At 72.5% G+C, this 24,863-nt stretch carries 19 protein-coding genes and 2 pseudogenes; 2 read left to right on the top strand and 19 right to left on the bottom strand.

Annotated features, from left to right (window positions below; all coding sequences use genetic code 11):
* Positions 1–4 precede the first annotated feature (4 nt).
* The gene (locus VTA80_RS18725; RefSeq protein WP_407342585.1) at positions 5–661 is read right to left on the bottom strand and encodes a response regulator; all 657 of its coding nucleotides are present in this window, start codon (positions 659–661) and stop codon (positions 5–7) included.
* Between the two features lie 172 nt (positions 662–833).
* Between VTA80_RS18725 and VTA80_RS18720 the strand changes: the two genes are divergently transcribed.
* Complete coding sequence (locus tag VTA80_RS18720; RefSeq protein ID WP_407342584.1) at positions 834–1,742, top strand: universal stress protein; 909 nt, start codon at positions 834–836, stop codon at positions 1,740–1,742.
* 114 nt (positions 1,743–1,856) lie between these two features.
* Here the strand turns inward: VTA80_RS18720 and VTA80_RS18715 are convergent, their stop codons facing one another.
* From VTA80_RS18715 to VTA80_RS18640, 16 genes and pseudogenes are all read right to left on the bottom strand, one after another.
* On the bottom strand, positions 1,857–2,639 hold the full coding sequence (locus VTA80_RS18715) for a VIT family protein (RefSeq protein ID WP_407342583.1): 783 nt from the start codon (positions 2,637–2,639) through the stop codon (positions 1,857–1,859).
* 156 nt (positions 2,640–2,795) lie between these two features.
* Entirely contained in the window at positions 2,796–4,226 is a 1,431-nt protein-coding gene (pyk, locus tag VTA80_RS18710) for a pyruvate kinase (protein ID WP_407342582.1), read from the bottom strand.
* 86 nt (positions 4,227–4,312) lie between these two features.
* On the bottom strand, positions 4,313–5,797 hold the full coding sequence (locus VTA80_RS18705) for a glutamate synthase subunit beta (protein ID WP_407342581.1): 1,485 nt from the start codon (positions 5,795–5,797) through the stop codon (positions 4,313–4,315).
* The gene (gene gltB / locus VTA80_RS18700) at positions 5,790–10,358 is read right to left on the bottom strand and encodes a glutamate synthase large subunit (protein WP_407342580.1); all 4,569 of its coding nucleotides are present in this window, start codon (positions 10,356–10,358) and stop codon (positions 5,790–5,792) included. The genes VTA80_RS18705 and gltB overlap by 8 nt, the downstream gene beginning before the upstream one ends.
* Before the next feature lie 160 nt (positions 10,359–10,518).
* On the bottom strand, positions 10,519–11,430 hold the full coding sequence (gene lgt, locus VTA80_RS18695) for a prolipoprotein diacylglyceryl transferase (RefSeq protein ID WP_407342579.1): 912 nt from the start codon (positions 11,428–11,430) through the stop codon (positions 10,519–10,521).
* Positions 11,427–12,260: a tryptophan synthase subunit alpha gene (gene trpA / locus VTA80_RS18690; RefSeq protein ID WP_407342578.1), complete on the bottom strand. Its 834-nt coding sequence runs from the start codon at positions 12,258–12,260 to the stop codon at positions 11,427–11,429. Before trpA ends, lgt begins: the two co-directional genes overlap by 4 nt.
* Positions 12,257–13,522: a tryptophan synthase subunit beta gene (trpB, locus tag VTA80_RS18685; protein WP_407342577.1), complete on the bottom strand. Its 1,266-nt coding sequence runs from the start codon at positions 13,520–13,522 to the stop codon at positions 12,257–12,259. The genes trpA and trpB overlap by 4 nt, the downstream gene beginning before the upstream one ends.
* 47 nt (positions 13,523–13,569) lie before the next feature.
* Positions 13,570–14,385: an indole-3-glycerol phosphate synthase TrpC gene (gene trpC, locus VTA80_RS18680; RefSeq protein WP_407342576.1), complete on the bottom strand. Its 816-nt coding sequence runs from the start codon at positions 14,383–14,385 to the stop codon at positions 13,570–13,572.
* 127 nt (positions 14,386–14,512) lie between these two features.
* Positions 14,513–14,980: a DUF2752 domain-containing protein gene (locus VTA80_RS18675; RefSeq protein ID WP_407342575.1), complete on the bottom strand. Its 468-nt coding sequence runs from the start codon at positions 14,978–14,980 to the stop codon at positions 14,513–14,515.
* A 22-nt stretch (positions 14,981–15,002) separates the two neighbouring features.
* A pseudogene (locus VTA80_RS18670) lies at positions 15,003–15,257 on the bottom strand (DUF4190 domain-containing protein); the annotation flags it as partial.
* A gap of 479 nt (positions 15,258–15,736) precedes the next feature.
* Positions 15,737–16,045: an HGxxPAAW family protein gene (locus tag VTA80_RS18665; RefSeq protein ID WP_407342574.1), complete on the bottom strand. Its 309-nt coding sequence runs from the start codon at positions 16,043–16,045 to the stop codon at positions 15,737–15,739.
* 50 nt (positions 16,046–16,095) lie between these two features.
* Positions 16,096–16,674 (bottom strand): Trp biosynthesis-associated membrane protein, encoded by a 579-nt coding sequence (locus tag VTA80_RS18660; RefSeq protein WP_407342573.1) that lies wholly within the window; start codon positions 16,672–16,674, stop codon positions 16,096–16,098.
* Positions 16,671–18,242: an anthranilate synthase component I gene (locus VTA80_RS18655; RefSeq protein WP_407342572.1), complete on the bottom strand. Its 1,572-nt coding sequence runs from the start codon at positions 18,240–18,242 to the stop codon at positions 16,671–16,673. The genes VTA80_RS18660 and VTA80_RS18655 overlap by 4 nt, the downstream gene beginning before the upstream one ends.
* Entirely contained in the window at positions 18,239–18,685 is a 447-nt protein-coding gene (hisI, locus tag VTA80_RS18650; RefSeq protein ID WP_407342571.1) for a phosphoribosyl-AMP cyclohydrolase, read from the bottom strand. Before hisI ends, VTA80_RS18655 begins: the two co-directional genes overlap by 4 nt.
* A gap of 40 nt (positions 18,686–18,725) precedes the next feature.
* Positions 18,726–20,555: an ABC transporter ATP-binding protein gene (locus VTA80_RS18645; protein ID WP_407342570.1), complete on the bottom strand. Its 1,830-nt coding sequence runs from the start codon at positions 20,553–20,555 to the stop codon at positions 18,726–18,728.
* Positions 20,552–22,461: pseudogene (locus tag VTA80_RS18640) on the bottom strand (ABC transporter ATP-binding protein). The gene VTA80_RS18645 and the pseudogene VTA80_RS18640 overlap by 4 nt, the downstream one beginning before the upstream one ends.
* A gap of 83 nt (positions 22,462–22,544) precedes the next feature.
* Here VTA80_RS18640 and VTA80_RS18635 point away from each other — a divergent pair.
* Positions 22,545–23,189, top strand: coding sequence for a TIGR03085 family metal-binding protein (locus VTA80_RS18635; protein WP_407342569.1), 645 nt, complete (start codon positions 22,545–22,547; stop codon positions 23,187–23,189).
* Here the strand turns inward: VTA80_RS18635 and hisF are convergent.
* Entirely contained in the window at positions 23,186–23,956 is a 771-nt protein-coding gene (gene hisF, locus VTA80_RS18630; protein WP_407342568.1) for an imidazole glycerol phosphate synthase subunit HisF, read from the bottom strand. The two genes, VTA80_RS18635 and hisF, sit on opposite strands and share 4 nt — an antisense overlap.
* Before the next feature lie 7 nt (positions 23,957–23,963).
* On the bottom strand, positions 23,964–24,824 hold the full coding sequence (locus VTA80_RS18625; RefSeq protein WP_407342567.1) for an FKBP-type peptidyl-prolyl cis-trans isomerase: 861 nt from the start codon (positions 24,822–24,824) through the stop codon (positions 23,964–23,966).
* Between the last annotated feature and the right edge of the window lie 39 nt (positions 24,825–24,863).

The raw sequence follows: 24,863 nt of genomic DNA, 5'->3' as shown, positions 1-24,863 counted from the left end.
GGGCTCAGGGGACCTGATGCACAGGCGGATGGGCCCGTCGCTGGTCGGCGATGTAGAGCGCGGCCTGCGTGCGCCCATGCACCTGGATCTTTGCGAGCAGGCTGGAGACGTAGTTCTTGACTGTCTTCTCCGCCAGGTACATGCGATCGGCGATCTCGCGGTTGGTCAGACCCTGACCGATCAGGTCCAGCACCGCGCTCTCCTGCGCGGTCAGGAGGTCGAGCCTGCCGTCGTGCTGCTCGGCCTGGCGCAGCCGGTCGAGCACGCGCGTCGTGGTCGCAGGGTCCAGCAAGGACCGCCCGGATGCGACGGTCCGGATGGCCCCGACCAGGTCGACACCCCGGATCTCCTTCAAGACGTAGCCCGCAGCCCCGGCCGTGATGGCGTTGAGGAGCGCGTCGTCGTCGGCGTAGGACGTCAGCATCAGGCAGGCGAGCGCGGGTTGTCTCGACCGGAGCTCGCGGCAGACCTCGACACCGTTCCCGTCCGGCAGCCGGATGTCGAGGATCGCCACGTCGGCCTTGACCAACGGACCCCGGGCGAGCGCCTCGGCGGCGGTGGCCGCCTCTCCGACGACCTGCATGTCCACGTTGCCGTCGATGAGGCGGAGCAGGCCCTGGCGGACGATCTCGTGGTCGTCGAGCACAAATACCCTGATCACGAACGGCCCCCGACCCTCGAACTCGTCCCGCTGCCGGCCCCGGGCGGGTCCGCCCCCCAAATGAGGACCGAATACCCGGGACTTCTTGCTGCTTCCTCCTCCATGGTGGAGGTATCCGTACGACTTGGCATCTGGGTGGTCAGCTGCGGGTGGCGTCTTCGAGGGGGTTCTCATGTTGGCCGACGGCCCCGTGGTGATTGCGCTGGACGGCTCGCTGCACAGCGCGCAGACCCTGCGCTGGGGAATCGCCGAGGCGACGATGCGGGGTGCCCCCGTCGTGCTCGCGCGCGTCTATCGCGAGCCGCGGGAGCTCGTCGAGTGGAGCTGGTACCCGCTCCTGGGCGAGGACCTGGGGCTGGACACCGAGGTCAAGCGGTACCTGGCCGACCTGCACCACCAGGTCGGAGCGCGGAATCCGGGGCTGACCGTCGAGACCCGCGTGCTGTCCGGCCCCGAGGTTCCCGAGCTTCGCCGGCTGAGCGAGCAGGCGCAGCTGCTGGTGGTCGGCGCGCACGGGCGCAGCTCGCGACGGCGGATCGGGTCCACGAGCGTCCATCTCGCCGCCCACGCCCGCTGCCCGGTCGCCGTCGTGCGGGGTGAGGACAGCGACGCTCGACTTCCGGGTGCCCCGGTGGTCGTCGGTGTCGACGGGTCGGCGACCTCCGTCTCCGCGGCGCAGGCCGCGGCGCGGGAGGCGACCATGCGGGCCGTCGCCCTCGTGGTGGTCCACGCACGCCCGACGATCGCCAACCCCAGCGGGCGCGGGATGCCCACCCTGACCCCGCTCGCCGTCGGCCGCGTCGACGAGAACGACCCGACGCACAAGGCCGCCGCCGACGTGACGGCCGCGCTGCGCGCCCGCCACCCGAACCTCGACGTGCGCCTCGACCTCGTCGACGACGACCCCGTGCACGCTCTCGTGGCCGCGTCGCGAGCCGCGCAGCTGGTGGTGGTGGGGTCTCGCGGGTTCGGAGCCTTTCGCGGGATGCTGCTCGGCGCGGTGAGCAACGAGGTCGTGCGGGAGGCGATGCCGACGGTGCTCGTGCTGCACGGCGGCGACTCGGACCAGGCCACGGCGTGAAGGCCATTTCCCCAGACTTCTGCACAACTGTGCACAACACAGACAATCTGCCCGAGACACCGCAGGGAGCACCCGGGAATCCCGGCCGGCGGGCCCGTGACCGCCGGCCGGGTACTAGGCGACGTTCGCGCCGAGCAGCGCGCCGATCCCGAACGTGACGGCCATGGCGAGCGCACCACCGAGCACCACGCGCAGGACGGCGCGCAGTCGGCCGGCCTTGCCGAGCACGGCGCTCACGGACCCCGTGATCGCCAGGGCGATCACGACGACGACGAACGTCGCCACCACCCGGATCGACGCCGGGGCGAGCGTGATGGCGGCGAGGGGAAGCATCGCACCGACGGTGAAGGCCACCGCCGACGCGAAGGCCGCATGCCAGGGGTTCGTCAGGGCGTCCGGGTCGATGCCGAGCTCGGCGTCGACGTGGGCCGCGAACGCGTCCCGCGCCGTGAACTCCTCGGCCACCAGCCGGGCCGTCGACTCCGACAGGCCCTTGTGCCGGTAGATGTCGGCCAGCTCCGCGAGCTCGGCCTCGGGGTCTTCGGCCAGCTCCCGACGCTCGGTGGCGAGCAGGGCGCGTTCGGTGTCCCGCTGGCTGCTCACCGACACGTACTCCCCCAGGGCCATGGAGACCGCCCCGGCGACGAGCCCCGCCACCCCGGCGGTGAGGATCGGACCCGGCGCGCTCGTGGCCGCCGCGACGCCGATCACGAGCCCGGCGGTCGAGATGATGCCGTCGTTCGCCCCGAGAACCCCGGCCCGGAGCCAGTTGAGCTTCGCGGCGAGCCCGTCCTGATGCGGCTCGTCGGCGTGCTGCGTCAGCGGCGCGAGCACCGGCTGCTCGAGGGGCTCGCGGGAATCGGCGGAACTGCCATCTGTGGAACGGGGGTCATCCATGCCCCGACGCTAGGCCAGCCCCGGGGCCGGACGCTAGCCAGGCAAGCCTCGCCCATCCACCCGCAAAGCCCAACGTCCGAGCGGTGACGTCCTATCGGACGTCACCGCTCGGACGTTGAGGTCGTGTTGCGGGAGTTGCGGGCGAGCAGGTGGGGATCAGTCGCGGCGGTGGCCGGACTCCTCGCCTACCTTGTGCACCAGGATCGAGTTCGTCGTTCCCGGGATGCCGACCGGCGCACCGGAGACGATGACGACGTAGTCGCCGATCTCGGCGAGACCGTTGGCACGCAGGGTCTGATCGACCTGTCCGACCATCGCGTCGGTGTCGGCGACGCTGGGGACCTCGTAGCTCTGCACGCCCCAGCTCAGGGAGAGCATGTTGCGCACCGTGGTGACCGGCGTGAACGCGAGCAACGGGATCGCCGAGCGCAGGCGCGACATCCGTCGGGCCGAGTCGCCCGACTGGGTGAAGGTCACGAGGTACTTCACATCGAGCGTCTCGCCGATCTCGGCGGCCGCGCGGGTGATCGCACCTCCACGGGTGTGCGGGCTCGAACCGAGGGGAGCGATCCGCTCGGCGCCGAACTCTTCGGTGTTCTCGATGATCCGCGCCATCGTGCGCACGGCCTCGATCGGGAAGTCACCCATGGCGGTCTCGCCGGAGAGCATGACCGCGTCGGCACCGTCGAGCACCGCGTTGGCGCAGTCCGAGGCCTCGGCGCGCGTCGGACGCGGTGCCGAGATCATGGACTCGAGCACCTGCGTGGCGACGATGACCGGCTTGGCGCTGCGACGAGCGAGCTCGATCGCGCGCTTCTGGACGAGCGGGACCTGCTCGAGGGGCATCTCGACACCGAGGTCGCCGCGGGCGACCATGATGCCGTCGAACGCGTCCACGATCTCGGCGAGGTTCTCGACGGCCTGCGGCTTCTCGATCTTGGCGATGACGGGGACGATGCGCCCCTCCTCCTCCATGATCCGACGCACGTCGTCGTAGTCCGCCGCGCTGCGCACGAAGGACAGCGCGATGAGGTCCGCGCCGATGCGCAGGCCCCAGCGAAGGTCGGCCTCGTCCTTCTCGGACATGGCCGGCACGGAGACCGCGACGCCCGGGAGGTTCAGGCCCTTGTTGTTGGAGACCGGACCGGCAACCTCGACCCGCGTGACCACGCGGGGGCCGTCGACGGCCGTGACGCGCACGAGCACGCGACCGTCATCGATGAGGATCGGGTCGCCGACGCGAGCGTCGTTCGGCAGGCCCATGTGGGTGGTGGAGACGAGGTCCTTGGTGCCGGGCACGTCGTCGGTCGTGATGGTGAACACGTCGCCGATGGCGAGCTCGTGCTTGGTCTCGACGAACCGGCCGAGCCGGATCTTGGGGCCCTGGAGGTCGACCAGCACGGCCACCGAACGCCCCGACGCCTTCGCGGCGGCCCGGACGTTCTTGTACACGCGCTCGTGGACCTCGGTGGCGCCATGGCTACGGTTCAGTCGGGCGACGTCCATACCGGCGTCTACCAGCGCCTGAATCTGCTCGGCGGACTCCGTGGCGGGTCCGATGGTGCATACAATTTTCGCTCTGCGCATGAGGGGAAGCCTAGGCCTTTCGTTGTGGGGTGATCCGTGCCCATAGTCCCGATAGGTGCCCCCACCACCGGGTTAACGCGAGTCCCTTACGGGCGCAGCGAGACGGTGCTCGCCGTGATCGGGAACGGAAGCTCGGTGCTCCCGGATAGATATGCATCGACCGACGCAGCCGCCGCCCGGCCCTCGGCGATCGCCCAGACGATCAGGGACTGGCCCCGACCTGCGTCCCCGGCGACGAAGACCCCCGGCACGCTCGTCGCGTAGTCGTCTCCCCGCGCGATCGCGCCCCGGCCGGTGAGGTCGGCCCCGGTCTGATCGACCAGGACGTCGGTCTCGGGCCCGGTGAACCCCATGGCGATCAGCACCAGGTCCGCCGGGATCTCGCGCTCGGTCCCGGCCGTCGGGACGCGACGACCGTCCGCGAGGTACTCGGTGGTGGCCAGCCGCAGCCGACGCACGTGCCCCGCGTCGTCGCCGTCGCCGCCCACGAAGGCGACGGTCGAGGCGAGGTAGTCGCGCTCGCCACCCTCTTCGTGCGAGCTCGAGACCTCGAACACCAGCGGATCGGTCGGCCAGGGCTGGTTCGGGGGGCGATCGGTCGGCGGGTGCTTGCCGATCGCGAGGGTGGTGACCGAGGCGGCACCCTGGCGCAGCGCGGTGCCCAGGCAGTCCGAACCCGTGTCTCCCCCGCCGATGATGATCACGTGCTTGCCGGTCGCGACGACCTGGTCGGGTACCGGGTGGCCGGCGGCGGCGAGGTTCGCCTGGTGCAGGTAGGGCATCGCGACCTGGACGCCCGCGAGCTCGCGGCCCGGCAGTGGCAGGTCGCGCGGGACGGTCGCCCCCACGGCGATCACGACGGCGTCGTACCGCGCCCGGAGGTCTTCCCAGGTGATGTCCCGGCCGATCTCGATCCCGGGACGGAACCGGGTGCCCTCCTCCTCCATCTGCCCGAGGCGGCGGTCGATGTGCGCCTTCTCGAGCTTGAAGTCGGGCACGCCGTAGCGCAGCAGGCCGCCGATCGCGTCGTCGCGCTCGTAGACCGCGACGGTGTGACCGGCCCGGGTGAGCTGCTGCGCGGCCGCGAGCCCGGCAGGGCCGGAGCCGACGACGGCGACCGTCGCCCCGGTGAGCCGTTGCGGGATCTGCGGCCGGACCAGGCCGCGGTCGAACGCCTCGTCGATGATCGAGACCTCGATGTTCTTGATCGTCACGGGCGGCGAGTTGATGCCCAGCACGCAGGCCGACTCGCACGGCGCCGGGCAGATCCGCCCGGTGAACTCCGGGAAGTTGTTCGTGGCGTGGAGCCGATCGATCGCGTCGCCCCACTGGGACTGGCGTGCCAGGTCGTTCCACTCGGGGATGAGGTTGCCGAGCGGGCAGCCCTGGTGGCAGAACGGGATCCCGCAGTCCATGCAGCGCGACGCCTGGCGCCCGAGCATCGCGAGGTCGTCCGGGTGGCTGGCCCGGTGCGCGTGCACCTCACGCCAGTCGAGCAGCCGGACCGCGACCGGGCGGTTCGGGGGCAGCTCCCGCTGACGGACCTTGAGGAAGCCGGACGGGTCAGCCACGGGAGACCTGCAGGATGTGCTCCCAGACGCCGGGCGCACCCGGGTCGAGGCCCTCGTCCTTGGCGCGGGCCATCGCGATGGTCATCCGGGCGAACTCGGTCGGCAGCACCCGGGTGAACCGCGTGCGCAGCGCCGCCGGGTCGGCCAGGAGCTCGGCCGCCCGCGGCGAGCCGGTCTCGTCCTGGTGCCGGCGCAGCAACGCCTCGATCCGCACGACGTCGTCGTCCCCCGGCGTGGCCAGGGTGATCTCGCCGGACGCGAGCGCCGGGACGTTGACCGCGCTGCTCCGCAGGTCGAGCACGTAGGCCGTGCCGCCCGACATGCCCGCCGCGAAGTTGCGCCCGGTGCGCCCCAGGACCAGGACGGTCCCGCCGGTCATGTACTCGCAGCCGTGGTCGCCGACCCCCTCGACGACCAGCGTCGCGCCGGAGTTGCGCACGCCGAACCGCTCGCCGACGACGCCGCGCAGGAAGATCTCGCCGGACGTGGCGCCGTACCCGATCACGTTGCCCGCGATCACATCACGGTCGCCGGTGAGCACGGCCGAACGGTCGGGGCGCACGACGATGCGCCCGCCGGACAACCCCTTGCCGACGTAGTCGTTCGCGTCCCCGAACAGCCGGATCGTGATCCCGGCCGGCAGGAACGCGCCGAGCGACTGGCCCGCAGAACCGGTCAGCGTCACGTCGATCGTGCCGTCGGGCAGCCCGGCGCCACCGAACCGCCGCGTGACCTCGTGCCCGAGCATCGTGCCGACCGTGCGGTTGACGTTGCGCACCGGCAGGTCGATCCGGACCGGCTCGCTGCGCTCGAGGGCGTCGGCCGCGAGCGTGATGAGCGTGTTGTCGAGCGCCTTGGCCAGGCCGTGGTCCTGGAGCCGGGTGTGGCGCAGCGCGGACCCGGGAGCCGGCGACGGGACCGCGAGCACGGGGCTCAGGTCGAGCCCGTCGGCCTTCCAGTGCTCGATCGCCGAGCGGGTGTCGAGGGTCTCGACCTGGCCGACGGCCTCGTCGATGGTGCGGAACCCGAGCGCCGCGAGGTGCTCGCGCACCTCCTGGGCGATGAACTCGAAGAACGTGATGACGAACTCCGGCTTGCCGGTGAAGCGCGCCCGAAGCTCGGGGTTCTGCGTCGCGACCCCGACCGGACAGGTGTCCAGGTGGCACGCGCGCATCATGACGCAGCCGGAGACCACGAGCGGCGCAGTCGCGAACCCGAACTCCTCGGCGCCGAGAAGGGCCGCCACGACGACGTCCCGCCCCGTCTTCATCTGGCCGTCGACCTGGACGACGATCCGGTCGCGCAGGTTGTTGAGCACCAGGGTCTGCTGCGTGTCGGCCAGGCCGATCTCCCACGGCCCACCGGCGTGCTTGAGCGACGTGAGCGGGCTCGCGCCCGTCCCGCCGTCGTGCCCCGAGATCAGCACGACGTCGGCGTGCGCCTTGGACACTCCCGCCGCCACGGTGCCGACGCCGACCTGGCTCACGAGCTTGACGTGCACGCGCGCTGCCGGGTTGGCGTTCTTCAGGTCATGGATGAGCTGGGCGAGGTCCTCGATCGAGTAGATGTCGTGGTGCGGCGGCGGCGAGATCAGGCCGACCCCGGGCGTCGAGTGCCGCGTCGCGGCGATCGCGGGCGACACCTTGTGGCCGGGGAGCTGTCCGCCCTCACCGGGCTTGGCCCCCTGAGCCATCTTGATCTGGATGTCGTCGGCGTTGGTCAGGTAGTCCGACGTCACGCCGAACCGGCCCGAGGCGACCTGCTTGATCTTGCTGCGACGCTTCGGGTCCCGCAGCCGCTCGGGGTCCTCGCCGCCCTCGCCCGTGTTCGAGCGCCCGCCGAGGGCGTTCATGGCGATCGCCATGGTCTCGTGGGCCTCGGCCGAGATCGAGCCGTACGACATCGCCCCGGTGTTGAACCGCTTGACGATCTCGCTGACGGGCTCCACCTCGTCGAGCGGGACGGCCGGGCGCGCGCCGTCCTTGAACGACAGCAGGCCGCGCAAGGTCATCAGCCGGCGGGACTGGTCGTCCACGCGCCGGGTGTACTCGCGGAAGACGTCCATCTGCCGCGTGCGGGTCGAGTGCTGCAGGCGGAAGACCGTCTCGGGGTCGAACAGGTGCTGCTCCCCGTCGCGACGCCACTGGTACTCCCCGCCGACGGCGAGCCGCCGGTGCGGCAGCGTGTTGCCGCTGCGCGGGTACGCGTCGGCGTGGCGCGCCGCGACCTCGGCCGCGATGACGTCGAGACCGATGCCGCCCAACCTGCTGGTCGTGCCGTGGAAGTACTTCGCCACGAGGTCCTCGGACAGCCCGATGGCCTCGAACACCTGCGAGCCGCGGTAGCTCATGATGGTCGAGATCCCCATCTTGCTCATGACCTTCAGGACGCCCTTGCCGAGCGCCTTGATGAGGTTGGCCACGGCCTTCTCGGGGTCGACGTCGAGGTAGCCCGCGATCGCGAGGTCCTCGACGGTCTCCATGGCGAGGTACGGGTTGACCGCCGCCGCGCCGTAGCCGATCAGCAGCGCGACGTGGTGCACCTCACGCACGTCACCGGCCTCCACGACGAGCGAGACCCGGGTGCGGGTGCGTCGGCGCAGCAGGTGGTGGTGCACGCCGCTGGAGAGCAGCAGCGACGGGATGGCCGCGAGATCCGCGTCGCCGTCCCGGTCGGACAGCACGATGAAGTTGACCCCGGCCTCGACGGCCTCGTCGACCTCGGCGAAGATCTCCTCGAGCCGCTCGGCAAGGGCGGCGCCACCGCCGTGCACCCGGTACAGGCCGCGCACGGTGATCGCCTGGAAGGCACCCGCGAGCCGCGGGTCGCGATGTACGCGGGCGATCTTGGCGAGCTCGTCGTTGTCGATCACGGGGAACGGCAGCACGAGCTTGCGCGCGTGCTCCGGGGTGTCGTCGAGGAGGTTCGGCTCCGTGCCGATCGCGCCGCCGATCGAGGTCACGAGCTCCTCACGGATCGCGTCCAGCGGCGGGTTGGTCACCTGGGCGAACATCTGCGTGAAGTAGTCGAACAGCAACCGGGGTCGCGTCGAGAGCACCGCGAGCGGTGTGTCCGAGCCCATCGCCCCGAGCGGCTCCCCGCCGGTCGCGGCGATCGGGCCGAGGATGATCTTGAGCTCTTCCTCGGTGTACCCGAAGGCGCGCTGCCGGCGGTGCACGGAGGCGCGCGAGTGCGCCACGTGCTCGCGCTCGGGCAGGTCGGGCAGGGCGATCGCGTACTGCTCGACCCACTGCGCGTAGGGCTTCTGGGACGCGAGCTGGGTCTTGATCTCCTCGTCCTCGATGATCCGACCGGCGCCGGTGTCCACGAGGAACATGCGCCCCGGCTCGAGGCGTCCCTTGCGGACCACTGTCGCCGGGTCGATGTCGAGCACGCCGGCCTCGGAGGCCAGCACGACCAGGCCGTCCTCGGTGACCCAGTACCGCCCCGGGCGCAGCCCGTTGCGGTCGAGCACGGCGCCGATGAGCGTGCCGTCCGTGAAGGTCAGCGCGGCGGGGCCGTCCCACGGCTCCATGAGCGACGCGTGGTACTCGTAGAACGCCCGCCGAGCGGGGTCCATCTCGGCGTGGTTCTCCCACGCCTCGGGGATCATCATGAGCACGGCGTGCGGGAGCGACCGCCCGGCCAGGTGCAGCAGCTCGAGCACCTCGTCGAAGGTCGCCGAGTCGCTCGCCGAGTCGCTGCACACGGGCAGCAGCGGGGCGAGGTCGCCGAGCTTGTCGCTCGCGAGCGTGCTCTCGCGCGCCGCCATCCAGTTGCGGTTGCCGCGGACCGTGTTGATCTCGCCGTTGTGGGCGATCAGGCGGAACGGCTGGGCGAGCGGCCACGACGGGAACGTGTTCGTCGAGAACCGCGAGTGGACCAGCGCGAGCTCGCTCGCGTACCGCGGGTCGGACAGGTCGGGGAAGAACGGCTCGAGCTGCGACGTGGTGAGCATGCCCTTGTACGTGATCGTGCGCGCCGACAAGGAGGCGAAGTAGACGTCCGTCGCCCGCTCGGCCCGACGCCGCAGCCGGAACGCGCGCCGGTCCAGCTCGAGACCCGACAGCTCGCCGGACGGGTCCGCCACGACGAGGTGGCGGAAGAACGGCATCGCCGAGCGCGCCGTCGGGCCGACCAGGTCGGCCGTGACCGGGACGTCGCGCCACGCGAGGACGTCGAGCTTCTCCTCGGCGGCGATCGCCTCGATCGCGAATACCGCCGTCGCGCGAGCGGCGTCGTCCATCGGCAGGAAGGCCATGCCGATGGCGTAGAAGCCTGCGGGCGGCAGGTCGGCGTCGATCACGTCGCGCATGAACGCGTCCGGGATCTGGGTGAGGATGCCCGCGCCGTCGCCGCTGTCCGGCTCGGCGCCCACGGCGCCGCGGTGGTCGAGGTTGAGCAGCGCGGTCAGACCGGCATCGACGATGTCTCGCCCGGGGGTGCCGCGCAGCGTCGCGACGAACGCGACCCCGCAGGCATCGTGCTCGTTCGCCGGGTCGTACAGACCCTGACGCTGGGGTGCGACAGCGCCCGACGGGCGCTTCGACGACGTGGACATCTGGACCGCCCTCACCGTCCCTGGCATGACACCAGGGAGCTTGCACGAACTTGGGGGGATGTGGGGACGTCGTCGGCCCGCACGTGTGCTCTGGACGATACAGGCCGGATGTGGCTCCGGTCACGCCGTCCTTGGTCTATCGATACCGCCAGACCCTGTCTCATGGGACCTGGTCTGCGACGCCCTGGCTGTCCTGGGTGTCCTGCTCTTCGGGTTGTTCGCGCAGGACGGAGGCCTCGCGCCCGGGGTGGCGGCGCCCGACCAGCACGAACGCTAGCAGCGCACCCAGCCCGACCACGATGGACGTCCAGACGTTGAGCCGGAGCCCGAGCACCATCGTCGCCGGATCGATCCGCAGCAGCTCGATCCACAACCGGCCCGTCGTGTACAGCATGACGTAGAGCCAGAAGACGCGACCGTGCCCGAGCCGGAACCGCCGGTCCAGGTAGATCAGAAGTGCCGCGGCGGCGAGGTTCCACAGGATCTCGTACAGGAACGTCGGGTGGAAGAGCGTGTCGAGGGGGTAGCCGTCCGGGAAGGTCGGGCTCGTCGGGTCGATCCGCAGGCCCCACGGCATGGTGGTCGGACCCCCGAAGAGCTCCTGGTTGAACCAGTTCCCGAGACGACCGAGCGCCTGCGCGACGAGCAGGCCGGGTGCGACGGCATCGGCGAACGACGAGAACCGCACCCCTTCGCGCTTGCAGCCGATCCAGGCGCCGACCGCACCGAGCGTGATCGCGCCCCAGATCCCGAGGCCGCCCTCCCAGATGAACAGCGCGCTGACCGGATCTCCGCCGGACCCGAAGTACTGCTGCGGCGAGCTGATCACGTGGTAGATCCGGCCCCCGACGATGCCGAACGGCACGGCCCAGAACACGATCTCGAGGACGCTGTCGGCGTCTCCCCCGCGCTCGACCCACCGCCGACGCGTCATCCACAGCGCGACGGCGATCCCGGTGAGGATCGAGAACGCGTAGGCGCGCAGGGGGAAGGGCCCGAGGTGCCAGACCGCGACCGGGGGGCTGGGGATGGCGGCGGGCAGGAGCCCGGCCAGGAAGCCGAAGGAGTTCACTGCCTGATCGTACGGTCGGCGGACCGGACCCCAGCAGCAAGCCCCGCGGTGACCACCCGGAGCGCGGCGATCCCCGCCTCCGGGCTCTCCGCCTCGAGCAGCGGGCGCACCAGGGCCGAGCCGACGATCACGCCGTCGGCGTAGGAGCCGACGTCGGCGGCCTGCTCGGGCCGCGACACGCCGAGCCCGACGCACACGTGCTCCGCGCCGGCGTGGCGGGTGTCGGCGACGAGCGCGGCGGCCCGCGCACCGAGCGTCGTCCGCTCGCCGGTGACGCCCATGGTCGAGGCGGCGTAGACGAACCCGCGCGACGCGGCTGCCGTCGAGGCGAGCCGCTGCGGGGTCGAGCTGGGGGCGACGATGAACACGCGGTCGAGCCCGTGCGCGTCCGATGCCGCGATCCACTCCGCGGCCTCGTCCGGGATGAGGTCCGGGGTGATCAGCCCGGCGCCGCCGGCCGCGGCAAGGTCCCGCGCGAACGCGTCCACGCCGTAGTGCATGACGGGGTTCCAGTAGGTCATCACCAGCACGGGGGCGCCGGTCCGCGCGATCTGCTCGACCGCCGCGAAGACGTCGTGCACCCGCACACCACCGGCGAGGGCGTGCTCGACGGCGCTCTGGATGACCGGGCCGTCCATGACCGGGTCCGAGTACGGCACGCCGAGCTCGACGATGTCGACCCCGGCCTCGACCATGGCGATGGCGGCGGCGATGGAGCCCGGCAGGTCCGGGAACCCGAGCGGTAGGTAGCCGATCAGGGCCGCGCGGCCCTCGCCGCGCAACGCGTCGAGCCGGTCAGCGGTCTTGCTCCGGATCGTCACGGCGCTCATTTCGCACCTCCCGCCGCGTCGGCGGTTGCCGGGTCGGCTGCGCCGTCCAGCACCCCGAACCACGTGGCAGCGGTCTCCACGTCCTTGTCGCCGCGGCCCGAGAGGTTCACGAGGATGACGGCGTCCGGCCCCAGCTCGCGGCCCAGGTCGAGCGCGCCGGCGAGCGCGTGCGCGGACTCGATCGCGGGGATGATCCCCTCGGTGCGGCACAGCAGCCGGAACGCGTCCATGGCCTGGGTGTCGGTGATCGGGCGGTACTCGGCGCGGTGGATGCTCGCGAGGAATGAGTGCTCCGGCCCCACGCCGGGGTAGTCCAGCCCGGCCGAGATGGAGTGGCTCTCGATCGTCTGACCGTCGTCGTCCTGGAGCAGGAACGAGCGCGCGCCGTGCAGCACGCCCGGGCTCCCCGCGGTGATCGTGGCGGCGTGCCGCCCGGTCTCGACCCCGTCACCACCGGCCTCGAGACCGACGAGGCGCACGTCGGGGTCGTCGAGGAACGCGTGGAAGATGCCGATCGCGTTCGAGCCGCCGCCGACGCACGCCGCGACGACGTCGGGCAGGCGACCGACGAGGTCAAGCACCTGCTGACGGGCCTCGACGCCGATGATGCGCTGCAGGTCCCGGACCATGCCGGGGAAGGGGTGCGGGCCGGCGACGGTGCCGAACACGTAGTTCGTCGTCTCGACGTTGGTGACCCAGTCCCGCAGCGCCTCGTTGATCGCGTCCTTGAGCGTGCGCGAGCCCGTGGTCACCGGGATCACCTCGGCGCCGAGCAGGCGCATGCGCGCGACGTTGAGGGCCTGCCGACGGGTGTCCTCCTCGCCCATGTAGACGACGCAGTCGAGGTCGAACAGCGCGGCGGCCGTGGCCGTGGCCACCCCGTGCTGCCCCGCGCCCGTCTCGGCGATCACGCGGGTCTTGCCGATCCGCTTGGTCAGCAGCGCCTGGCCGAGGACGTTGTTGATCTTGTGCGAACCGGTGTGGTTGAGGTCCTCGCGCTTGAGGATGATGCGCGCCCCGCCGGCGTGCGCCGCGAACCGGGGCACCTCGGTGATGATGCTCGGTCGCCCCGTGTACGTGCGGTGCAGCCGGGCGAGCTCACCGATGAACTCCGGGTCGACCTTCGCCTTCTGGTACTCCGAATCGAGCTCGTCGAGGGCGGCGATCAGCGCCTCGGGGACGAACCTGCCCCCGAACTCCCCGAAGTACGGGCCCGAACCCGTCGCCAACGACTCGCGCACGCTGTTGTTGCTCTGCTCCACCGGGGACTGCTCCTTCAGGTTCTGGTCGTCAGGTCAGGTTCAGCGGGCTAACGGTGCCGCACGGCCCGCAGCGACGGGTGCGACCCCGCCGCGACGAGACCCGCGACGGACTCGCGCGGGTCGTCGCCCGTCACGAGCGCCTCACCGACGAGCACCGCGTCCGCGCCCTGGCGGGCGAAAGCCATCACGTCGTGCGGCCCGCGGATGCCGGACTCGGCGACCCGCGCGATGCCGGACGGGATCAGCGGCGCGACCCGCTCGAACGTGTCGCGGTCGACCACGAGGGTCTTGAGGTTGCGGGAGTTGACCCCGATGATGCGGGCGCCGGCGTCGACCGCGCGAGCGACCTCCTCGCCGTCGTGCACCTCGACCAGCGCGGTCATGCCGAGCGAGTGCACGAGCTCGACGAACGACGTGAGCACCGTCTGCTCGAGCGCCGCGGCGATCAGCAGGACCAGGTCGGCGCCGTACGCGCGCGCCTCCCAGATCTGGTACGGCGAGACGATGAAGTCCTTGCGCAGGAGCGGGACGTCCACCGCAGCGCGAACGGCGACCAGGTCGGCGAGCGACCCCTTGAACCGGCGCTGCTCAGTGAGGACCGAGATGACGGCGGCGCCGCCCTTCTCGTACTCGATGGCGAGGGCGGCGGCATCCGCGATCGGGGCGAGCGCACCCTTGCTCGGGCTCGACCGCTTGACCTCAGCGATCACCGCCACGGCGGACTCGGCATGCAGCGTGCTGAGGCACTCCTTGGCGCCGAGCGCACGGGTCGCTCGTTCCTTGAGCGCGCGCAGCGGCGTCCTCGCCTCACGGATCGCGAGGTCCTCGCGGACCCCCGCGATGATGTCGTCCAGCACTGTCATTAGTCGCCCCACCCTCCCCCTGGTCGGCACCGCCCACCCGAGGGCGACGGCAAACTCCCTCGATTCTAAAGCCGGAGCCCGTCGGACCCGACCATCCCATGTCCGGTATGCGGCGCGCACGACCGTCTCACGGAGCCAACCACGGCGCCAGGGCGGGAATGTTGCGGGCGACCGAGTAGGCGAGCAGCACCGTGAGTGCGACCGCGGCGTACCACGAGCTGCGCCGGCTCGAGGCCGGTGTGGGCACCGGGCCGGGCTTCCACCCACGGACGAGCCACCTCCCCCAGGCCAGCACGGCGATCGGCACGACGGCGACCAGGAGCGGGTTCATGCTCCAGGCCCCCGCAAGATCGAGGTGCGCCAGGTCGTGCACGGCGCGCAGGCCACCACAGCCCGGGCAGTACACACCCGTGAGCGTGAGGAGCGGGCAGGCGAGGTAGTGCCCCGGGTGGTTCGGGTCGACGGCAGCGATGTACGCCGTGGCGGCGACGGTGATCGCCGCGACGAGCAGAGGGGCTCGCCGCGCCCGGACGACGGCGGCGCGGCCGGCCCCCAGCTGGGGGGTCGGACCGCGCCGGTCGGAGTCGACACTCATGAGCAGCTCAGGTCGAGCCAGCTCAGTTGTTGAGGTTCGCGTCGTTGACGATCGTCTCCCAGTCGCCGTTGGCGATCAGGATGATGAAGAAGATGACGCCGATGACGCTCAGCACCGTCGCGATCCACCCGAGGATCACGCCCGCCTTGGACAGGCCAGGGTTGTTGGCCAGCCCTTCGGCGGCCGCGCGCTTGCCCATGTTCCCGACGATGATCGCCGGGATCCCGGCGAAGAAGCCGCACGACAGGACGAACGCCGCGATCCCCAGCACCAGGGACCAGACGCCGAGGCTGTTCTTGGGGTAGCCGTACGCGGGTTGCCCGGCATAGCCGCCGCCGTAAGGTGCGGGCGGCTGGGCGCCGTAGGGCGGCTGCGCACCATAAGCGGGCGGCTGCGCACCATAAGCCGGCGGCTGCGCGCCGTAAGCCGGCGGCTGCGCGCCATACGCGGGCGGCTGGGCACCATAAGCCGGGGGCTGCGCGCCGGGAGCCGGCGGCTGCGCACCGTAGGCGGGGGCTGAGCGCCATAAGCCGGCGGCTCGGCGCCGTAGGCCGGCGGCTGCGCGCCGTACGGCGGCGGGGTCTGACCCGACGACGGCGGCGTGGGCTGACCCGAAGCGCTCGGCTGCTCGGGCTCGCTGGCGGCGAACGGGTCAATCGGTGCGTTTGGATCCGACATCGAACCTCCCTGGTTTGCACCCGCGGGAACTGGACCGGGAACGGCCCCGCCGCGGGTTGCGGTGGCTGCTGAGCGGGACTAGTGCGTGCGTCCCGCGGCGCGAGCTCGGGCCGAGCGAGCGAGAGTCTGCGCCCCGCCCTGCCCATAGCCCGCCATCTGCAAGACCTTGCCCGCCACGACCCCGAGCACGACGACGACCATCCCGACCCAGAAGAGCCAGGGGAGGGCGAACACGACACCGAGGGCCGCGAGAACTCCGCCGACAAGCACCACGGTCACCGCGGTCCACGCGGCGATCGTCTGGCCGTGGTTCTTCCACGGGCCACTGGTCGGCAGGGATGCGGTCTCGGACGGGGGCGTCGATCGCTCGACGGACGGATCGGACATGCTTCAGGCCTCTCATCTGCGGACACATCGAACACTAGCGCCAGGCGGCGTCAGCTGGGGTCCTCGCCTCGCGACAGCGCGTCCCAGGCTGACTGATCGTCGTCGGGCACCAGGGCGGGCGGCGCGCCGCCGACCTCGTGCCGGGCGGACGGGAGCGACCAGGTGCGCGAGGTGGCCGCGAGCCAGCCCCCGACGACGAGGGTGAGGACTCCGAGAGCGGCCGCCGCGTACGGCGCGACCGTGAGCGTCACCGGGGCGGCGAGGGTGGCTACGCCGGTCGCGTTCGCCACCATCGTGGCGGCGACCTGCTCGGGGTTCGCGATCACCGCGAGCGCCGATCCCGTGAGCAGCACGCCGATCCCGATGACCACCGCCACGACCACCCACCGCCCGATCCTGCCGACCAGGCCGATCGCGGCGCCCGCCGCGAGCAGCACGAGCGCGACCGCGGGCACCGCCGGCGCGGCCTGGGTCCCGGTGATGTCCACGGGCACCAGCCCCTGCAGCGCGGTCGAGCCGGCCGTGTGCATCCATCGCGGCACCCCGGCCGCCAGGATGGCGAGCGCGAGCACGAGGACCACCAGGACAGCGCGTCGCCGGGCGAACGGTGCGCGGGCGGGCCCGGTCACCTCCCCGCCCCGACTGCGGGGCGCAGCCGCGCGGCCAGCTGGATCGCGCGGACGGCGGCCGCCGCCTTGTTGCGCGACTCGGCGTACTCCAGCGCGGGCACCGAGTCGGCCACGATCCCGCCACCCGCCTGCACGCTCGCGCGCCCGGCGGAGATCAGCGCGGTCCGGATCGCGATGGCCATGTCCATGTCGCCGGCGAAGTCGAAGTACCCGACCGTGCCGCCGTAGATCCCGCGCCGGGCGGGTTCGAGCGCATCGATCAGGGCGATCGCACGCGGCTTCGGCGCACCCGAGAGCGTGCCCGCGGGAAAGGTCGCGGCGAGGGCCTCGAGCGCGGTCGCGCCGGCGCGCAGCCGCCCGACGACGGTCGAGCAGATGTGCATGATGTGGCTGAACCGCTTGACCGCCATGAACTCGACGACCTCGACGCTGTCCGGGTCGCAGACCTTGACCAGGTCGTTGCGCGAGAGGTCCACCAGCATGATGTGCTCGGCACGCTCCTTCGGGTCGGCCAGCAGCTCCTCGCCGAGCGTCACGTCGTCGGCCGGGGTGGCCCCGCGCGGCCGCGAGCCGGCGATGGGGAAGGTGACGACGCGGCCTGAGGTCACCTTGACCAGCGTCTCCGGGCTCGAGCCGACCACGGCGAAGTCCTTGCCGGCCGCGTCCTGCAGCTGCAGGTAGTACATGTACGGGCTCGGGTTGATGGTCCGCAGCATGCGGTAGACGTCGATCGGGTCCGCGGGGCAGTCGAGGTCGAGCCGCTGAGAGATCACGACCTGGAACACCTCACCGTCCCGGATCGCCTCCTTGCCGACCAGGACGGCGGCCTCGAACTCGGCCCGGGTCGAACGGAACTCGAGCTCCGGCTCCGGCGCCGCACCCAGGATCGCCGTCGCCGGTGGGGCCGGCTGGGCGAGGCCGGCCTGCATCGCGTCGAGACGCCGGACGGCATCCGCGTACGCGTCGTCGACCCGCTCGTCGGTGTCGTCGAAGTTGATCGCGTTCGCGACGAGCCACACCGAGCCGTCGAGGTGATCGACCACGGCGAGATCCGTCGCCAGGCACAGCGTGAGCTCGGGCACGCCCAGCTCCTCGGGGGCCGCCGCCGGCAGCGTGGGCTCCCAGTGGCGCACGACGTCCCAGCCGAGCGCGCCGACGAGCCCGCCGGTCAGGGGCGGCAGGCCGGGGATCGCGGGCGTGTGCAGCACCTCGAGGGTGGCGGCGAGGACGTCGAGCGGCCGCCCGCGCGTGGGCACGCCGGCGGGGACGTCACCGCACCAGACGGCCTCGCCGCCCACGACCGTGAGCGTCGCCCGGGAGTGCACCCCGACGAACGAGTACCGCGACCAGCCGCCGTCGACCTCGGCGGACTCGAGGATGAAGGTGCCCGGTCGGCCGCCCGCGAGCGTCCGATACAGCCCGACGGGCGTGACGTCGTCGGCCAGGAGCCGACGCACGACGGGGATGACCCGGCGGTCGGCGGCGAGGTCGCGGAACAGCTCGAGCGACGGCCAGGTCGTGCCCCACGGGACCTCGACCACGTCGGGCCCCGCGGCGGTCACGCTCATCCGGCCGCGCCCGCGCCGGCGGCGGACGACCCGGCGGGGTGCTCCCCCGGTCGGTGCCCGACGACGGCAGGCAACGGCCCGCCGGCCTCGAAGCACGTGCGCGTGCCGGTGTGGCACGCCGCGCCGACCTGGTCGACCCGGACCAGCAGGGCGTCGCCGTCGCAGTCGAGGTCGACCGACCGCACGTACTGGGCGTGCCCCGACGTGTCGCCCTTGCGCCAGTACTCGCCGCGCGACCTGCTCCAGAACGTGACCCGGCCCGTGGTCAGCGTGCGACGCAGCGCCTCGTCGTCCATCCAACCGAGCATGAGGACGTCGCCGGTGTCGTGCTGCTGGACGACTGCGGCCACCAGGCCGGCACCGTTCCGCGTGAGCCGGGCAGAGATGGTCGGGTCGAGCAGGAGCGGGGCATCAGGGGCATCGGAGGAAGGCTGTGAGGACACGGCACGATCCTCGCACGGCGCCCCCGCGGACGAGGTCGCCTCAGCGCGTCTGGGAGACCCAGGCTCGGTGCATCGAGGCGTAGGTCCCGTCGCGCGCCACGAGCTCGGCGTGCGCGCCCGTCTCGACGACGGCGCCGGCGTCGACGACGAGCACGAGGTCCGCCGCCTCGGCCGTCGACAACCGGTGCGCGATCGTCAGCGTGCTGCGGCCGGCGGTCAGCGAGTCCAGCGCACGGGCGATCCGGACCTCGGTCGCGGGGTCTACGGCCGACGTCGCCTCGTCGAGCACGAGCAGGTCGGCCTGGGCGAGGTACGCCCGGGCCAGCGCGACGAGCTGGCGCTCGCCCGCCGAGAGCGACTCCCCCCGCTGCCCGACCCGCGTGGAGAGCCCCCCGGGGAGCTCCGCGAGCCAGCTCGACAGTCCCAGCTCGTCGAGGGCGGCCCGGATCTGACGGTCCCGCTCCACCTCGTCGAGCGGGACGGCCGACGGGTCGGCGCGCAGCCCGTACGCGACGTTCTCGGCCAAGGTCCCGTCGAACAGGAATCCCTCCTGCGGGACGAGCACCACCCGCCGGCGCAGGCTCGCGGCGCTCAGGTCGCGCAGGTCCACGCCGTCGAGCAGCACCTGACCGCTCGTGGGGTCCATCAACCGGGCGACGAGCTTGGCGATCGTCGTCTTGCCCGATCCCGTCGCGCCGACGACCGCGACCGACGTGCGGGCCGGGATCGTCAGGTCGATCCCGTGCAGCACCGTTGGTCCGTCCGGGTACGCGAAGTGCACGTCCCGGAGCTCGACGGTCGCCGGGCCGCGCGCGGTCACGATCCCGTCGGGTCCCGGGTCGGGCACGTCGACGGGCGTCTCGAGCACCGCGAGCACCCGACGCCAGCCGGCGACGGCGTTCTGGAGCTCGTTGAGGATCTCCGTGGCCATCTGCACCGGCCCGGTGAACAGCTGAACCAGGAACAAGAACGCGAGCAGGCGGCCCGCGGAGATCTCCCCGGCGATACCGAGCCGCGTCCCGATGACGACCACGACGCACAGCACGAGGTTGGACACCAGCACGCCGCCCGAGAACACGACGGACACGAGCTTCTGCGCGCGGACCATGGCGTCGCGGGTCGCCCGGATCGAGGCGTCGATGCGCCGTTGCACGCGATCGGCCACGCCGTAGGCGCGGATCGTCTCCGCCCCGACGACCGCCTCGGAGATGGCGCCGAGCATGGCGCCGACGCGTTCCCGCACCCGGGTGTAGGCGACGTTCACCCGCCCTTGCGCCGGGCGCAGCACGAGCACCAGCGGCACGAAGCAGATCCACACCAGCAGCGCGAGCTGCCAGGAGTAGACCGCCATGAGCACGGTCGCGACCACGATCTGCAGCGCCGAGACGAGCAGCTGGATCCCGCCCCACTGGACGAACAGCGAGATCGTGTCGACGTCCGAGGTCACCCGCGAGACGAGGGATCCGCGCCGTTCGGTGTTCTGAGTGAGCACCGACAGGTCGTGCACGTGCCGGAACGCCCGCACCCGCAGTGACGCGAGGCCCGCCTCGGTCGCGCTGAAGAGCCGCACGTTGACGAACGCCGAGCAGACGCCCGCCCCGAGCAGGCAGACGGCCGCGGCCACCACAAGAACGACGACGCGCTGCACGTCCGGTCCCCCGGGCGCGAGGATCCCGGTGTCGATGGTCTGCTGGACCGCGATCGGCACGACGACGCGTCCCACCGCCGCGAGCACGGCCAGCACCCCGGTGAGCGCCCAGCCGTCCAGGATCTCCGGCGACACCTGCACCCCGCGACGCAGCGTCGCGAGCACCCCCAGACCGCTGGTCGAGGCGATCCGTGCGCCGGGGTCGTCCGCGCCGCTGGTCATCGGGCGTCCTGGGCTTCGGCGTCGTCGACCAGCGGGGCGTCGAGCAGGACCGCCTCGTCCGCGGCGTCGTCGGCGCGGCGCTGCGTCTCGCGCTCGTAGGCCGTGGCGAGCTCGGCGTAGCCCGGGTCGCGCGCGAGGAGCTCGGCGTGGGTCCCCCGTCCGGCGACCCGCCCTGCCTCGAGGTGCACCACCTCGTCGGCGAGCAGGACGGACGACATCCGGTAGGCCACCATGAGGACCGTCGGTCCCGCGACGCCGGTCCCGCGCTCGCGCAGCCCGGTCAGGATCTGGCGCTCGACCCGCGGATCCACCGCCGAGGTCGCGTCGTCCAGCACGAGCAGCCGCGGGTTGCGCACCAGCGCGCGCGCGATCGCGAGCCGCTGCCGCTGCCCGCCGGAGAGGTTCGCGCCGCGCTCGCCGAGCCGGGCGTCCAGTCCCCCGGGAGCGCAGCGACGACGGCGTCGACCCGCGCGAGCCGCAACGCGTCCCACACCCGGTCGTCGTCGGGCGCGTCGGGGTCGTCGTCGTCCGCGAGCGTGACGTTGGCCCGCACGGTGTCCTCGAACACGAAGGTCGTCTGGGCCACGAGCGCCACCTGCCGCGTGAGGTCGCGAGGTCGGGCGTCGCGCACGTCCACGCCGTCGAGCAGCACGCATCCCGAGGTCGGGTCGGAGAGTCGGCTCAGCAGGCCCACGAGCGTCGTCTTGCCCGCTCCGGTCGGCCCGACCAGCGCGACCGTGCGCCCCGGCGCCAGGTCGAGATCGATCCCGGCGAGCAGCGTGGCCGGTCCCGCGCCGCCGGGGACCTGCACGCCGACCCCGCGCAGCTCGACCCGCAACCCGGCTCCCGAGCCCGGCCGCGACCCCAGCGGCACGCTCCCGGGGGTGAGCTCGCCGCGCGCGTCGATCACGCGGGCGATCCGCTCGTAGCCGACGAGCGAACGGGGCAGCTCGCCCAGGACCCAGCCGAACGCCCGCACGGGCACCGCCAGCAGCGTCAGGAGGTAGGCGGCCGAGACGACGTCGCCGGTCCCGATCGCGCCGGCCTGCACCCGGACGGTCCCGACCAGGAGCACGAGCAGGGCACCGAGCCCCGGCAGGATGTCGATGGCGGGGTCGAACACGGCCCGGACACGGCCGACGCGCACGTTCGCTCGACGCAGCTCCTGCGCGTGCGCCGCGAACCGGCTCTCCTCGCGCGCCGCGGTCCCCAGGGACTTGACCAGCAGGGCCGCCTCGAAGCTCTCGTGCGCGATGTCGGAGACCTCCGCGCGCAGCTGCTGGGCGCGCGTGATCGCGGGCGACATCGTGCGCTGGAAGACGAGGTTGGCCACCACCGCGACCGGCAGCACCGCGAGCGCCGCGAGCGCGAGCCACCCGTCCGCGCGCAGGAGCGCCACGGCTGCGACGACGATCATCACCGCCACCCCGAGCGCGTACGGCAGCGGGTTGAACACCCCGGTGGCCGCCTCGACGTCGGAGTTCGCGTTGGACAGCAGCTGCCCCGTGGGGTGGCGCCGGTGCCACGACATGGGCAGGCGCAGGTACTGCCGGGTGACCCGGGTCCGGTGCCCGGCCTGGAGGTCGGCGTACCCGATCCCGGCGAAGATCCGGCGCAACGCGACGCTGACCCCCAGCGTCAGCGCGACCGCCGCGAGGACGAGCCCGGCCAGGGGCAGGCGGTCCCGGGCCGCGGCCGAGCCCGCCAGCGCGGGCACGATCACCTCGTCGGTGATGACACCGAGCACCTGGCTCACCGCCACCGTCGCGGCGCCGAAGACCGCCGAGACCCCGATCGCCCACACGTAGGTGCGCGGCTGCGCGGCGATGCCCCGCGTGAGGATCGCGACCGAGCGGCGCAGCACGGAGCCCGTCAGGGCGTACGACGGCTGCGGGCGCGGGGCCACATCGCTCCTTCACGGCTCGACGGCGGGATGGGGTGCGATCGTCTCACGCACCTCCCACACCGCTGCGCGTGGGACGATGCCCCATGACGTGGCACGAGTTCGAACGGTCGGCCCTCGTCGAGGCGCTGACCGCGGCAGGTCCGGATGCTCCGACCCTCTGCGAGGGGTGGCGCAGCCGCCATCTGGCCGCGCACGTGATCATCCGCGAGTCGGCCCCGCTGCTCGCGGCGGGCGTCGTCGTGCCGGCCCTCGCCGGGCGCACGGAGCGGGCGATCGAGGACCTGGCCGCCGACGGCGCCGACGCGAGCGGCTACGCGGACCTGGTGGCGAAGCTCGCGGCCGGTCCCCCGCGCTGGAGCCCGCTGGGCTGGGCCGGCGACAGCGCGAACCTCCTCGAGTTCTTCGTGCACACGGAGGACGTCCGCCGGGGCGCCGGCCTGGACACCCCCCGCGAGCTCGCCGCGGACCACACGCTGGCCCTCTGGCAACGGCTCGTCCGGGCGGCCCCGATGCTCTACCGGCACGCGCCGTGCGGCGTCGTCCTGGTCGTGCCGGGCGGCCCCCGGCGAGCGGTGCGCCGCACGCGGGGCGACGCGGGCACCGTCGTCGTGCGCGGCGACGTGGGCGAGCTGATCCTGCACGCCTTCGGGCGGGGAACCGCGGCCCGCGTCCATGTGCTGGGCGAGCCGACGGACCTCGCGGCCCTGACCCGCGCGACCGGCGTCTAGCGGACGACGACGCCCGCGGCGCGCAGCCGGTCCTTGACCTGCCCGATCGTCAGCGTGCGGAAGTGGAACACGCTCGCGGCAAGGACCGCGTCCGCGCCCGCGCGCGCCGCCTCGACGAAGTGGTCGGCGGTACCGGCCCCGCCGCTGGCGATCAGCGGCACGTGCACCCGCGAGCGCACGGCGCGCAGCATCTCCAGGTCGAACCCGGCGGTCGTGCCGTCGGCGTCCATGGAGTTGAGCAGGATCTCGCCGGCGCCGAGCCGGGCACCGCGCGCAGCCCACTCGACCGCATCGATCCCGGTCCCGCGGCGACCGCCGTGCGTCGTGACCTCGAACCCGGACTCGGTCCGGGTCGCGCCGCTCACCCGGCGGGCATCGACCGACAGCACGAGCACCTGGCTGCCGAACCGCTCGGAGATCTCCGCGATCAGCTCGGGCCGTGCGATCGCGGCGGTGTTGACCCCGACCTTGTCGGCACCGGCCCGCAGGAGACGATCGACGTCCTGCGTGGTGCGCACCCCACCCCCGACGGTGAGCGGCACGAAGACCTCCTCCGCCGTGCGTCGCACGACCTCGTAGGTCGTCTCGCGATCGCCCGACGACGCGGACACGTCCAGGAAGGTGATCTCGTCGGCACCCTCGCCGTCGTAGCGCCGGGCAAGTTCGACCGGGTCGCCGGCATCGCGCAGGTTCTCGAAGTTGACCCCCTTGACGACCCGTCCTGCCTCGACGTCGAGGCAGGGGATCACACGCAGCGCGACTGCCATGGCCGGCTCAGCCCTGCTCGGCCGACGGGTTGCTGGCCGCGAGGATGTCCACCACGAAGACGAGCGTGTCCTGCTCCGCGCCGGCCGTCGCACCGCCCATCGGCGGGATGACGAGCATGACCTGGCTCCCCACCGTCTGCTGGACGAGCCCCTCCGCGAGCCCCGGCAGGATGCCGTCGCCGAGGTCGAAGGACTTCGGCTCGCCCTGGGTCCACGTGGAGTCGTACAGCGAGCCGTCCGACCACCGCACGCCCGTGTATTGGACGGTGACCGTCGCACCTTCCTCGACCTGCGTTCCGGCGCCCTTGATCAGGGCCTGGACCACGAGCTCGCTCGGCGGCGCGCCTTCCGGCGGCGCGATCGTGGGTTCGCCGTCGTCGCCGAGCGTGACTGCGGGCAGCCCCTCGCGCGGCGCCACGACCTCACCGGCCGCGCGGGACGGCAGCACGTCGACGACCATGACCGAGGCGAAGCTCGACGTGTCGGACGTCGCGGGCAGCACGAGCAGGATCCGGGCACCGACGGACTCGCCCGACAGCGCGTCGTACAGGTCTTCGCTGAGGGTCTCCGGCGTCAGCGTGGACGGCTTCGGGACCTGCGTGTACGTCTCCTTGACCAGGGACGCGTCGGCGGCCTTCTCGAGCCGGTAGTTCAGCAGCACCGGTCCGCCGTCGACCAGGCGCGGGCCGGAGCCCTTCCAGATGACCTCGGACGTGGCCTTCTCGATCGTGAGCGGCGGCGTGTAGACCAGCGTCGGCTCGCCACCTGCCTCACCGGTGACCTTGACCTCGGGGGCCGGGCCGGCATCGGGCGAGCAGCCGGCGAGCAACAGTGCAGCCGCGAGGACCGCGACCAGCAGACGTCGCACGTCATACCTTTCGTCGAGGGATTCAGCGGCTCACTGTAA

Source organism: Pengzhenrongella phosphoraccumulans, assembly GCF_045689905.1.
GTDB lineage: Bacteria > Actinomycetota > Actinomycetes > Actinomycetales > Cellulomonadaceae > Pengzhenrongella > Pengzhenrongella phosphoraccumulans.
This window is presented reverse-complemented; position numbering and strand designations above follow the sequence as displayed.

Excerpts from the sequence above, each read along its gene's own strand:
- VTA80_RS18675 (WP_407342575.1), bottom strand. The coding sequence starts at position 14,980 with ATGAGTGTCGACTCCGACCGGCGCGGTCCGACCCCCCAGCTGGGGGCC.
- pyk (WP_407342582.1), bottom strand. The coding sequence starts at position 4,226 with ATGCGCAGAGCGAAAATTGTATGCACCATCGGACCCGCCACGGAGTCC.
- hisF (WP_407342568.1), bottom strand. The coding sequence starts at position 23,956 with ATGGCAGTCGCGCTGCGTGTGATCCCCTGCCTCGACGTCGAGGCAGGA.
- trpC (WP_407342576.1), bottom strand. The coding sequence starts at position 14,385 with ATGACAGTGCTGGACGACATCATCGCGGGGGTCCGCGAGGACCTCGCG.
- gltB (WP_407342580.1), bottom strand. The coding sequence starts at position 10,358 with ATGTCCACGTCGTCGAAGCGCCCGTCGGGCGCTGTCGCACCCCAGCGT.
- VTA80_RS18715 (WP_407342583.1), bottom strand. The coding sequence starts at position 2,639 with ATGGATGACCCCCGTTCCACAGATGGCAGTTCCGCCGATTCCCGCGAG.
- VTA80_RS18645 (WP_407342570.1), bottom strand. The coding sequence starts at position 20,555 with ATGACCAGCGGCGCGGACGACCCCGGCGCACGGATCGCCTCGACCAGC.
- VTA80_RS18720 (WP_407342584.1), top strand. The coding sequence starts at position 834 with ATGTTGGCCGACGGCCCCGTGGTGATTGCGCTGGACGGCTCGCTGCAC.
- trpA (WP_407342578.1), bottom strand. The coding sequence starts at position 12,260 with ATGAGCGCCGTGACGATCCGGAGCAAGACCGCTGACCGGCTCGACGCG.
- VTA80_RS18635 (WP_407342569.1), top strand. The coding sequence starts at position 22,545 with ATGACGTGGCACGAGTTCGAACGGTCGGCCCTCGTCGAGGCGCTGACC.
- VTA80_RS18665 (WP_407342574.1), bottom strand. The coding sequence starts at position 16,045 with ATGTCCGATCCGTCCGTCGAGCGATCGACGCCCCCGTCCGAGACCGCA.
- VTA80_RS18655 (WP_407342572.1), bottom strand. The coding sequence starts at position 18,242 with ATGAGCGTGACCGCCGCGGGGCCCGACGTGGTCGAGGTCCCGTGGGGC.